The following is a 12,088-nucleotide window of genomic DNA, read 5'->3' on the forward strand; positions in this document are numbered from 1 at the left end:
CTAGTGTTTAAAATGTCTTATTCCTGTAAATACCATTACCATATCATTTTTATTACAAGCATCAATTGAATCTTTATCTTTTATAGACCCACCTGGTTGAACTATACCTTCAATTTTGTACTCACTAGCCAATGTTACACAATCATCAAATGGGAAGAATGCATCTGATGCTAATACTGCACCTTCAAAGTTTTTATCTTTATTATTTTCTAAAGCATTTTTTAATGCCCATATTCTTGAAGTTTGACCACATCCTAAAGCTAAAGTCTGACCATCTTTTACAATAGCTATAGCATTTGATTTCATATTTTTAACAACCTTCATTCCAAACTCCATATCTTTTAGCATATTTTCATTAGCTTCTCTTTTAGTTACATTTTTATATCCATCAGCTATTTTATCGTTTCTATCTTGAACAAGTAACTTTCCATCTAAGTATTTCAAATCAAAGCTTTGTAAGCTATTTTCTATCTTAGCAAGTTTTAATACTCTTAAATTTTTCTTTTGTTTTAATACTTCTAAAGCTTCCTCTGTAAAGTCATACGCTACTACTATTTCTAAGAATATTTCATTTAATTTTTTAGCTGTTTCTACATCAACTGTTGATGTGAATCCTACTATACCACCAAATATTGAAACCTTATCAGCTTCATAACATTTTTCATAGGCTTCAAAACTATTCTTTCCTATTCCTACTCCACATGGATTAGTGTGCTTTATAGCTACACAAGCTACATCTTCACAATCTTTGAATTCTCTCATTATTTCTAAACAACCTTGTAAGTCATTTATATTGTTAAACGAAAGTTCTTTACCATTTAGTTGTTCATAATTTAATATTGGATTTTTTGCATCTGATTGAGAGTAAAGTACAGCCTCTTGATGAGGATTTTCTCCATATCTTAAACTGTCTTCCTTTTGAAATGTCATTGTTAGAGTTTCTGGGAATTTATCTCCTACTTCACCTCTGAAGTAATTTGATATTAATGCGTCATATCTAGCAGTTGTAGCAAATGCTTTATATGCTAATTTTTCTCTATCTTCCATTGATATATTATCATTTTTTAAGTTTTCTAATATAAATTCATAGTCTTTAGTATCAACTACTACTAAAACATCCTTATAATTTTTAGCAGCAGAACGTATCATAGATGGTCCACCTATATCTATATTTTCTATCATTACATCATGAGGTTTATTACTTTTTAAGTTTCCTTCAAAATCATATAAATTTACAACTACCAAGTCTATAGCTCCTATTTTATGTTGATTAACTGTATCTACGTGATTTTTATTATCTCTTTTATAAAGTATTCCTCCATGTATATATGGATTTAATGTTTTAACTCTTCCGTCTAATATCTCTGGAAAGTTTGTAACTTCGTCTATTTGTAATACATTTAAACCTTCTTTTTCAAGAGTCTTAAAAGTATTTCCCGTAGATATTATTTCATATCCAAGTTCATTTAGACCTTTTGCAAATTCTACTACCCCACTTTTATCAGTTACACTTATTAATGCTCTCTTAGTCATTTATAATTACTCCCCTTCCATTAACAATTAATTTATTTTCACAGTATAGTTTTACACTTTCTTTTAAAATCTCATGTTCTACGTTTAACACTTTCTTTGCTAAACTTTCAGGTGTATCATCATTTTTAACTTCTACACATTTTTGTATTATTATAGGTCCTGTATCTGCACCTTCATCTACAAAGTGAACAGTTGCTCCACTTAATTTAACACCATAATCTATAACAGCTTTATGAACTTTCATTCCATAAAATCCTTCTCCACAAAAAGCTGGTATTAATGATGGATGAATATTTATTATTTTATTTCTAAATTCTTCTACAAATAATGGACTTATTATTTTCAAATACCCCGCTAATACAATTAAGTCGATTTCTTCTTTTTTTAATAATTCTATAATCATACTTTCATCATTTTCAAATATCGAGTTAATGTTGTGTTTCTTTGCTCTTTGTAGTCCATATGCATTTTCTTTATTTGAAATAACTAGCTTAATTTTCCCATCTATATAACCTGATTCACATCCATCTATAATGCTTTGTAAATTACTTCCACTTCCTGATATTAAAACAGCAATGTTTAGCATAATTTAACACCTTCATGACTGTTTACAACCTCACCAATTATATATGCTTTTTCATTCTTTTCATTTATATAATTTAATATTTCTTCGCATTTTTCAGACTCTACGATCATTACAAGACCTATTCCCATATTAAAGCTTTTGTGCAATTCAACTTCATCTATAGCATTGAATTTTTCTATCATTTTAAATATAGCTGGCTTCTCCCAAGAATTTTTATTTATGTCTATCCCTAATCCTTTAGGTATTACTCTTGGTATATTTTCTATAACTCCACCACCCGTTATATGTGCTATTGCTTTTAATTCATATTTAGATATTAAATCCATAATAAGTTTTACGTATATCTTTGTAGGAATTAAAAGTGCCTCTCCAAGTGTCATTCCTAAATCTTCTATATAATCAGTCAGTTTGTAGTTATACTCGTCTAAGAAAATTTTTCTTATAAATGAATATCCATTACTATGAATTCCACTTGATGATATTCCTATTAGCTTATCTCCTTCTTTTACATTCTGACCACTTATTATTTTATTTTTATCAGCTATCCCAACTGAAAAACCTGCTAAATCATAATCTTCTTCGCTATACATTCCTGGCATCTCAGCAGTTTCGCCTCCAATAAGTGCACATCCTGCCATTTTGCAACCTTCAACTATACCTGAAACTATATCGTCTATTTTTTCAGGCACTAATTTTCCCGTTGCTATATAATCTAAGAAAAATAATGGTTTAGCTCCTTGGCAAATTAAGTCATTGACACACATTGCAACTAAATCAATTCCTACCGTATCATGAACATCCATCATTTGAGCTAACTTTAATTTAGTTCCAACTCCATCTGTTGATGAAAGAAGTACTGGTTCTTGAAGATTAATAAAATCCTTCAAACTATATAATCCACTAAAATTGCCTAAATCACCTATAACGTTGTTGTCATATGTTCCTTTTATTTTATTTTTTATAAGATCTACAGCTCTATTTCCTTCATCTATATCTACACCTGAATCTCTATAAGTTAACATGACACCAATTCCCCCTCGTCAATTTTTTCAACTGGATATTTTCCATCAAAGCAAGCTTTACAAAAAGTTGCTTTACCTTCAGTCGCTTTTAATGTTCCTTCTATACTTAAAAACTTTAATGTATCACAACCTATATATTCTCTAATTTCTTCTAAATTATATTTTGATGCTATTAAATTCGATCTTTCTGGAGTATCTATACCGTAATAACATGAGTTTGTAACCTCTGGCGATGTTATTCTTAAATGTATTTCTTTTGCTCCTGCATCTTTTAATGACTTAACAATCTGCTTCGAAGTTGTTCCCCTTACTACTGAGTCATCTATCAATACAACTGATTTATTCTTTACCACATTAGATAATGGATTTAATTTTATTTTAACCCCTATCTCTCTTTCTTCTTGAGTAGGCTTTATGAATGTTCTTCCAACATATCTATTTTTCACAAGTCCTTCTGTAAGTTTTATTCCACTAGCATTTGAATACCCTATAGCTCCAGCCCATCCAGAATCTGGAACAGGAACTACTATGTCAGCAGTTATATCCTCATCTTGAGCCAATATTTCTCCACACTTAATTCTAAAATCATATACATTAACATTGTCTATTGTTGCATCATTTCTTGCAAAATATATATGTTCAAATATACAACTAGCCTTTATAGGTTTATAATTTTCTCTATATTGATATGATTTCAATTTGTTGTCTTTTATTACAATAATTTCTCCCGGTTCAACATCTCGTATAACTTCTCCACCCAATATATTTATAGCACAATCCTCTGAAGCTACAATATAAGTATCATCTTTTTTACCTAATAACAAAGGTCTAAAACCATGTGGGTCTCTTACTGCAACAAGTTCATTTTCACTACTTGATATAACTAATGAATATGCACCTTTTATATAATCCATAGTTATTTTTAAACTTTCAACTATATCTCCTTTATAGTATCTAGCTAATATACAAAGTATTGCTTCTGTGTCTGAATCTGATTGAAGCATATAACCTTCTTCTTCTAACATATTTCTTAAATAGTTTGCATTAACAAGGTTTCCATTATGAGCTACTGACAACTGTCTTTTTCTACATCTACCTACTAATGGCTGGCAGTTAGATAAGCTACTTCCTCCTGCCGTTGAGTATCTTACATGACCTATTCCTATATTACCTTTTAATTGTTCTAATTCATTTGACTTAAAAACATCACCTACAAGCCCCATGTCCTTTTTAAAATTTATATTTCCATCATTTAAAACTGCCATTCCACAACTTTCCTGACCTCTATGTTGTATAGAGTATAATGCATAATATAATTCTTTAGATATATCTCTATTTGAGTATATTCCTACTACACCGCACATTTGTATATCCCCCTAATTAATTCTCTATCCTAGAAAGAACTTCTGTATATCCCTCAACTAAATCTCCTAAATCTCTTCTAAATCTGTCTTTATCAAATTTTTCATTTGTATCTACATCCCAAAGTCTACAAGTATCTGGAGATATTTCATCCGCTAGTATTATATTTCCATCAGCATCTTTACCAAATTCTAATTTGAAATCTACTAACTTAAAGTTTAATTTTAAGAAGAATTTTTTCATTATTTCATTTATCTTTAAAGCTTCTTGTCTTAAAAATTCTAGTTCTTCTCTAGTAGCAAGCTTCATAGCTACTGCATGATCATTATTTAACATTGGATCCCCATAATCATCATTTTTATAAGATAGTTCAAATATAGGTTCATCTAAAACTATTCCTTCTTCTATTCCATATCTCTTACAAAAAGATCCTGCTGTTATATTTCTTACTATAACTTCAAGTGGCAGTATTTCAACTTTTTTTACTAACATTTCTCTATCTGATAAACCTTTAATAAAATGTGTTTTTATACTTTCTTTTTCTAACATATCAAACATTGCTGTACATATTTTATTATTTAATATACCTTTTGAATTTATTAATGCCTTTTTCTCTCCATTAAAAGCCGTTGCGTCATCTTTGTAATAAACTAAATACTCATTTTCATTTTCTGTGCTAAATATTTGTTTCGCTTTTCCTTCGTATAATAACATCTCAATTACCCCCTTAGATTTTTATCATCTTCTAATACTTTTAATTCCATTTCTTTTCTATAATTTATTAATTTATCTTTTATTACTGGGTATTTTATGCTCATTATTTGTGCTGACATTAAGGCTGCATTTATTCCTGAATCTATAGTTACTGTAGCTACGGGTATTCCTTGTGGCATTTGAACTATCGAAAGAAGTGAATCTAGTCCATCCATTGTAGATGATTTTATTGGTAATCCTATAACTGGCTTTAAAGTATGTGATGCTATTACTCCTGGTAAATGTGCTGCTTTTCCTGCTGCTGCTATTATTACATCTGTATCTTCTTCTATTTCTTTTAAAAATGTCATTAATTGATTGGGTGTCCTATGTGCAGATAATGCTCTTGCCACAACTTCAATCCCGAACATTTCTAAAAGTTCTATACCTTTTTCTAATTTTGGATAATCTGACTTCGAACCCATAACTACTGCTACTTTCATCATAATCCCCCTTATTTTTATGCGTATTTACTACTTTATTTTTTTTATATAGTACATACTATATAACGAACTTTATATTTAAATTGTATATCATTATCCGTATATTATCAACCATATTTTTTATTTTGTTCGTATTTTTTTATTTATAAAAAAATACTCGAATATATTTAATTCAAAATATGTTCAAGCATCTATATTTTTATTAATCAAAATATTTTTTTAATTTTTCACTTATATCAAATCCAAAACCAATCCCAATAATTGCTCCAAATATAACAGCGTACATAACATCTAAAAACCAATATATGATTTTTTTGCTTTTAATAGTCATATTATCATCCCCTCTTATACTTATATTATATACTAATGATTATCTTTATTGTTCATTCATTATATCGGTTATATTCCCTGTATACATATTAACTTCAAACCATCCACTAGTTGCAATATGGGTTTCATCTTCATTAGTAATTACATCATAAGCATGAACTATATAACTATCTCCTGAAATGTTATCTACTTCTATAACACTTGGTATATATGAATTATTACTTGCTAAATAATTTTTTATTAAATTTACAGCATCTTCTTCACTAATTTTTTCTTTATTGTTACTTGCTGAAACTTCTTTTGTATTTTTTTCTGTATAATCATCTTCTGAACTAGCTACACATCCTATTATTAAAAATCCTGAAACCAATATACTACCTATTAGTAAACTATATAATTTCATTTATCCACTTCCTTTTACCATAATATACTAACTAATATGTTTTACAAATAATTCATATTTAATTCAATTTATTTAGTATATTTTAAAATTAATTTAGTTTTTGTAAGTAAAAAAATAACAATTATATAAATTCTAAAAATTACAAAAATGTTCGATTTCGAATTAATCTGTTTTAAATTAATTCATTGTGGTATCTATATAAAATAATTAAAAATAAACTTTATACTTAGGGAGATGAATTAAAGATGAAATCTTTAAAAGGAACTAAAACAGCACAAAATTTAATGAATGCATTTGCAGGGGAATCAATGGCTAAGAACAAATACCAATTCTATGCTAAAATAGCTAGAAAAGAAGGTTTTGCTCAAATAGGAGATATATTTGATGAAACAGCTCATAATGAAGAAATGCATGGTAAAATTTTCTACAGATATTTATTAAATGATTTTACTGGAGAAGATTTACAAGTAACTGGTTCTTATGGAGTAGGAATGTCTAGTACTTTAGAAAACTTAAAAACAGCTGCAAAAGGAGAAAATGAAGAAGATACTCTTTACTTAAAATTTGCTGCTGATGCTAGAGAAGAAGGATTTGAAGAAATATCTGCTTCTTTAACTCATATACACACAATAGAAGCACATCATAGAGATAGATTTTTAAGATTAGCTAAAAATATAGAAGAGGGTACTGTATTTGCTAAACCAGAAGTTCAAGAGTGGGTATGTACAGTTTGTGGATACGTTCATGTAGGAACTGAAGCTCCACAAGTATGTCCAGCTTGTAAACATCCACAAGGATATTATGAAGTTAAAGCTGAAAACTTCTAAAACTAAGTATAAAAAAGTGGTAAGTATATATTTTAATATATACTTACCACTTTTTTATTTATCCGATCTATTATAATAAAACGAACTTTAATATAAATAATATAGAAAGTAGTATTAGCGAGAAGTTAACTTCTTCTTTTTTACCTGTAGCTAACTTTAATACTGTAAATGATATTATCCCGAATATAATACCATCTGCGATACTGTAAGCTAAAGGCATCATTGCAAAAGTTAAAAATGCTGGTATTGCATTTGTAAAATCACTAAAATCTATTTGAAGTAATGAACTTGCCATCATAACCCCAACTAATATAAGTACCGGTGCTGTTGCTTGTGCTGGTATTGCAGTAAATATTGGAGCAAAGAATAATGATAATAAGAATAACACCCCTGTAGTTATTGCAGTTAATCCAGTTCTACCACCTTCACCTATACCAGATGCACTTTCAACATATGCTGTAACTGTTGAAGTTCCAAGTAAAGCCCCTGTTGTAGTCGCTATTGCATCTGAAAACAATGCTTGTTTAGCTTTTGGTAACTTACCTTGTTCATCTAACATATTTCCTTTAGATGCTACACCTACTAAACAACCTACTGTATCAAATAAATCTACGAATAAGAATGTAAATACAACGACTACCATATCTAAACTAAATATTTGATCCATTGGAACTGATAAAGCTTGTAAAAATACTGGTTTTAAAGATGGTACAGATGAAACTATTGCTGAAGGTATTTGAACTAATCCTCCAACTATCCCTATTGCTGTAGTAACTATCATCGCTAATAAAAATGTACCTTTAACATTTTTAGAAAGTAATATTGCCGCTATTACTAATCCTGCTATAGAAAGTAATACTGTTGGATTTTGCATATTACCAAGTTGTAATATTGCTCCCCCACCTTCTACTATACCTGCATTTACTAATCCTATAAAAGCTATAAATAAACCTATACCTGCTGTAACTGCATGCTTTAGAATAGATGGAATACAGTCTATAATTTTTTCTCTTACGTTTGTAACTGTTAGTAATATAAATACAAGTCCCTCGATTAAAACTGCACATAATGCAAATTGCCAACTATAACCCATCTGTAAAACTACTGTATAAGCAAAGAATGCGTTAAGTCCCATACCAGGTGCAAGAGCTATTGGATAATTAGCTAATAATCCCATAACTGTACTGCCTATAAATGCCGCTATAGCAGTTGCTGCAAATACTGCATCTTTATCCATACCAGCATCTCCTAGTATACTAGGATTTACGACTAGTATATAAGCCATAGTCATGAATGTTGTTATTCCTGCTATTATTTCAGTCTTAACATTTGTGTTATGTTCACTAAGTTTAAAAACTCTTTCTAAAATAGATTTATTCCCTTTTGAAGTTTGTGCTATTTGCATACCCTTCCTCCTATTTTTTAAATTTAATTATAATTTCGTTCGTGTTTTATTAACCTTTCATCTTAATTATATTTTATTTAAAATAGTTTTTCAAGTTATTTTACGAATATTTATATATTTTTTATATTTTTCGTTCGATTTTATATTCCTCAGTTTCAAAATTAAAAATAAGCTACCTTAAAAATATTATGATTATTAATCTTAATATCTAAAGGTAGCTTATTATTTATATAAATTTTAATTGTATATTTTATTTTGCTTCTACAAATTCTTCTTTTACTTCATTTTCTTTTATTTCCTCTTCGCTTAAACCTCTATTATATTTTTTAATAAATACAATTAGTAATAAAACTGCTGCTATAAAGTACAATGTACTTGCTATATAATATGCTGTTCCATAACCTGCTTCTGTTTTTAATAAAGAGTATCTAGCATATATACCTGCAAATATACCTACTATAGAATTTGATATAAGTATAAATGAACTATATGCAGGAGCTAAGTTTTTAGGTACAAATGTAAGTGGTAATGATTGTTGTATCGGATTTGATGCATTAGCAAGTCCTGATCTTAGGAATAATACTCCACCTATTATCCAAGCTATATTTCCACCTAGCATAGTTCCATTTGCCATTATTAGCATAAGAGGAATACATAGTATCATAGATGCAGATATAGTTACTATAGAACCTAATTTTTTTTCTAAATATGGCGCTGCCAAGAATCCTAGTACCATAGCTAGTGTTTGTAATGTAATTATTGTTGATACTGTACCTCTACTTATATGTAAGAAGTTATTTAAGTATATTGGGAAGTATGGAGTTATTAAAAGTGCTCCAAATCTTATTATACTAAAAACTACAACCCACATTATTATGTGTTTATTACAGAATAATCTAATATCAAATTTTTTCTCTGATTTTCTAGATGCTATCTCTTCAGCAGTTTCTTGATAATCTTCAACTCTTTCTCTTAAAAAGAATAGACATCCTAGAGCTAGTACTGTAAATATTATAGCTATCCATAAAGCAAATTCGTATGAACTTATATAATAACTCATTTGTTCTGAAGTTAACTTACTTGCATTTTCAGATAATATAGATGCTTTGTCATAACTTATTCCTAAGTACTGACTAAACTTCCATACAACTATTTTACCATTTAAAAATGTTAATATTGATTGACTTATTAAATTGCAATACATTACTCTTGAAAACATTGAAATTCTTTTTTCTTTTGGTGTGTATGATGTGAACATTAGGGGATATATAAAATCGAATAAGCCCGCCCCTACATTAACTAAGATGTTTGCTACAAGAATTACTTTTGCATTACTACTATATATACAAGATAGTAATGCCCCTACCAGTACAATTGGTGCAAATATTATAATTTTCTTGTACCCTAACTTATGAACTAGTAAAAGTGTCATCGCCATTATGAAGGTTCCTATTGATGTGTACATTGGTAAACCTTTTACAACGTCCGGAACTGTTAAATTTAGATATGATATATATGAGTCGTTTGTTATCCCCGTAACAGCACCCATAAATATATAACTTACAATGAATATGGCACAATTATATTTCCATCTTTTGTCCCAACTCTTATCATTGCTAGTAATAAAGCCTACTAATCTTTCTTCCATACAATTCACCCCTTGAGTTGTTTTTTTTAATTATACATTAGTTTTTGGAAAATTTTTCATATTTTTTGTTTACATAATTATGACATTACACAAAAATATATTAAATTTTTTAAATTGTTTTATTTTTAACAACTGTGAGCTTAGTTTTGAAAATATAGAAAATACTGAATTGATATTGAAATTTTAGAATCGATATTAATTATCATTGTATATATTATTTCATTTTAAAACAATAGCGAAAACGTTATTTTAAGTATATTTTTTAAATACTTTATTTCATATAACTTTATTTTTGAAATTTTTATTTTGAGTCAATAAAAGCCTATAGATATAAATTTTATATCTATAGGCTTTTTATATTTTTATAAAAATGCAAATTTCAAAATAAATATTACACTAAGTATTATTAAAGAAAGTTTCGCATCTTCCTTTTTTCCACTAACTAACTTTAGGAATGTATAAGATATTATCCCAAACATTATTCCATCAGCAACACTATATGCTAAAGGCATCATTACAAATGTTATAAATGCCGGTATAGCATCCGTAAAATCATCAAAATTAATTCTAAGTATAGAGCTAGCCATCAAGAAACCTACAAGTATAAGTATAGGTGCTGTCGCTTGTGTTGGTATTGATACAAACAGTGGTGCAAAAAATAATGATATAAAAAATAAAATTCCTGTAACACATGCTGTTAAACCAGTTCTTCCACCAACAGCTATTCCTGATCCACTTTCAACTGTAGTAGCTAAAGTTGATGTTCCTAGTACAGATGATATAGTTGTAGAAACAGACTCTGCTAACAATGCTTTTTTAACATTTGGCATATTTCCATTTTCATCTAATAAATCTGCCTTTTGAGCTATCCCTAATAAAAATCCAATTGAGTCAAACATATTTACAAATAACAGTGTAAGAACTATTACAACCATATCTAAACTAAATATTTGACTTCTACTTACATCAAATACTTTCATAAATACAGGTTGTATAGATGGTGGTAAATCTATAACTCCTGTTGGCATAGGTACTATAGAAAATATCATACCTATTGCAGATGTTATTACTATAGATATTAAAAATGCACCATTTACATTCTTTATAAGTAATGTAGCCGCTATCATTAATCCAATTATTGCAAGTAATACTACTGGTGACTTTATATTTCCTAAAGATATTATAGCTCCACCTTGAGTAACAATCCCTGCATTTACAAGTCCTATAAATGTTATAAATAATCCGATTCCAGCTGTTATTGCATGCTTTAGTACATCTGGCATACACTCTATTATTTTTTCACGGATATTTGTTACTGTTAATAACACAAATATAACACCTTCTATAAACATAGCACATAAGGCAAATTGCCAAGTATATCCCATTCCTAAAACTACAGTATATGTAAAGAATGCATTTATTCCCATACTAGGTGCTAATATTATAGGATAATTAGCTAGAATCCCCATTATAAAACACCCTATACCTGAAGCTATTGCCGTAGCTGTAAATACTGCTCCTTTATCCATACCAGCTTGTCCTAGTATAGTAGGGTTTACAACTAATATATATGCTATCGTCATAAACGTTGTTACACCTGCTAATACTTCTGTTTTTACATTGGTATTATTTTCATTTAACTTAAATGCTTTTTCTAAAAAACTATTATTAATTTTTGCCGTATTTTGCATATTTTCCTCCCTTGCTGATAAATATTACTCTTATTTAAAAGGTATATAAAAAAATAAAAAGCAAATGCTTTTTATTTTTTTATAT

Annotated in this window: 12 protein-coding genes; 1 reads left to right on the forward strand and 11 read right to left on the reverse strand. The window is 28.7% G+C overall.

Annotated elements, in window-relative coordinates; genetic code table 11:
• The 8 genes from purH to ACEXNK_RS14675 form a co-directional block, all read right to left on the reverse strand.
• Positions 1–1,533, reverse strand: coding sequence for a bifunctional phosphoribosylaminoimidazolecarboxamide formyltransferase/IMP cyclohydrolase (gene purH / locus ACEXNK_RS14640; protein ID WP_373599907.1), 1,533 nt, complete (start codon positions 1,531–1,533; stop codon positions 1–3).
• Entirely contained in the window at positions 1,526–2,119 is a 594-nt protein-coding gene (purN, locus tag ACEXNK_RS14645) for a phosphoribosylglycinamide formyltransferase (RefSeq protein WP_373599906.1), read from the reverse strand. Before purN ends, purH begins: the two co-directional genes overlap by 8 nt.
• Positions 2,113–3,141, reverse strand: a complete 1,029-nt coding sequence (gene purM / locus ACEXNK_RS14650; RefSeq protein ID WP_373599905.1) for a phosphoribosylformylglycinamidine cyclo-ligase — start codon at positions 3,139–3,141, stop codon at positions 2,113–2,115. The genes purN and purM overlap by 7 nt, the downstream gene beginning before the upstream one ends.
• Positions 3,135–4,505, reverse strand: a complete 1,371-nt coding sequence (gene purF, locus ACEXNK_RS14655) for an amidophosphoribosyltransferase (protein ID WP_373599904.1) — start codon at positions 4,503–4,505, stop codon at positions 3,135–3,137. The genes purM and purF overlap by 7 nt, the downstream gene beginning before the upstream one ends.
• Before the next feature lie 16 nt (positions 4,506–4,521).
• The gene (gene purC / locus ACEXNK_RS14660) at positions 4,522–5,217 is read right to left on the reverse strand and encodes a phosphoribosylaminoimidazolesuccinocarboxamide synthase (protein WP_373599903.1); all 696 of its coding nucleotides are present in this window, start codon (positions 5,215–5,217) and stop codon (positions 4,522–4,524) included.
• Positions 5,218–5,222: 5 nt separating this feature from the next.
• Positions 5,223–5,699, reverse strand: a complete 477-nt coding sequence (purE, locus tag ACEXNK_RS14665; RefSeq protein WP_373599902.1) for a 5-(carboxyamino)imidazole ribonucleotide mutase — start codon at positions 5,697–5,699, stop codon at positions 5,223–5,225.
• 202 nt (positions 5,700–5,901) lie between these two features.
• Complete coding sequence (locus tag ACEXNK_RS14670; RefSeq protein WP_373599901.1) at positions 5,902–6,030, reverse strand: hypothetical protein; 129 nt, start codon at positions 6,028–6,030, stop codon at positions 5,902–5,904.
• Positions 6,031–6,075: 45 nt separating this feature from the next.
• Complete coding sequence (locus ACEXNK_RS14675; protein ID WP_373599900.1) at positions 6,076–6,432, reverse strand: hypothetical protein; 357 nt, start codon at positions 6,430–6,432, stop codon at positions 6,076–6,078.
• Between the two features lie 245 nt (positions 6,433–6,677).
• On the opposite strand from ACEXNK_RS14675, the gene rbr reads away from it, so the two are divergent.
• On the forward strand, positions 6,678–7,259 hold the full coding sequence (rbr, locus tag ACEXNK_RS14680) for a rubrerythrin (protein ID WP_373599899.1): 582 nt from the start codon (positions 6,678–6,680) through the stop codon (positions 7,257–7,259).
• Between the two features lie 70 nt (positions 7,260–7,329).
• Here the strand turns inward: rbr and ACEXNK_RS14685 are convergent, their stop codons facing one another.
• From ACEXNK_RS14685 to ACEXNK_RS14695, 3 genes are all read right to left on the reverse strand, one after another.
• Positions 7,330–8,664 carry an NCS2 family permease gene (locus ACEXNK_RS14685; protein ID WP_373599898.1) on the reverse strand — a complete coding sequence of 445 codons (1,335 nt, stop codon included), beginning with the start codon at positions 8,662–8,664 and terminating at the stop codon, positions 7,330–7,332.
• A 250-nt stretch (positions 8,665–8,914) separates the two neighbouring features.
• Entirely contained in the window at positions 8,915–10,312 is a 1,398-nt protein-coding gene (locus ACEXNK_RS14690; RefSeq protein WP_373599897.1) for an MFS transporter, read from the reverse strand.
• A 362-nt stretch (positions 10,313–10,674) separates the two neighbouring features.
• Positions 10,675–12,003 carry an NCS2 family permease gene (locus tag ACEXNK_RS14695; RefSeq protein ID WP_373599896.1) on the reverse strand — a complete coding sequence of 443 codons (1,329 nt, stop codon included), beginning with the start codon at positions 12,001–12,003 and terminating at the stop codon, positions 10,675–10,677.
• Positions 12,004–12,088: the final 85 nt, after the last annotated feature.

The sequence above is a fragment of the Paraclostridium bifermentans genome, assembly GCF_964259345.1.
Classification (GTDB): Bacteria; Bacillota; Clostridia; order Peptostreptococcales; family Peptostreptococcaceae; genus Paraclostridium; species Paraclostridium bifermentans_B.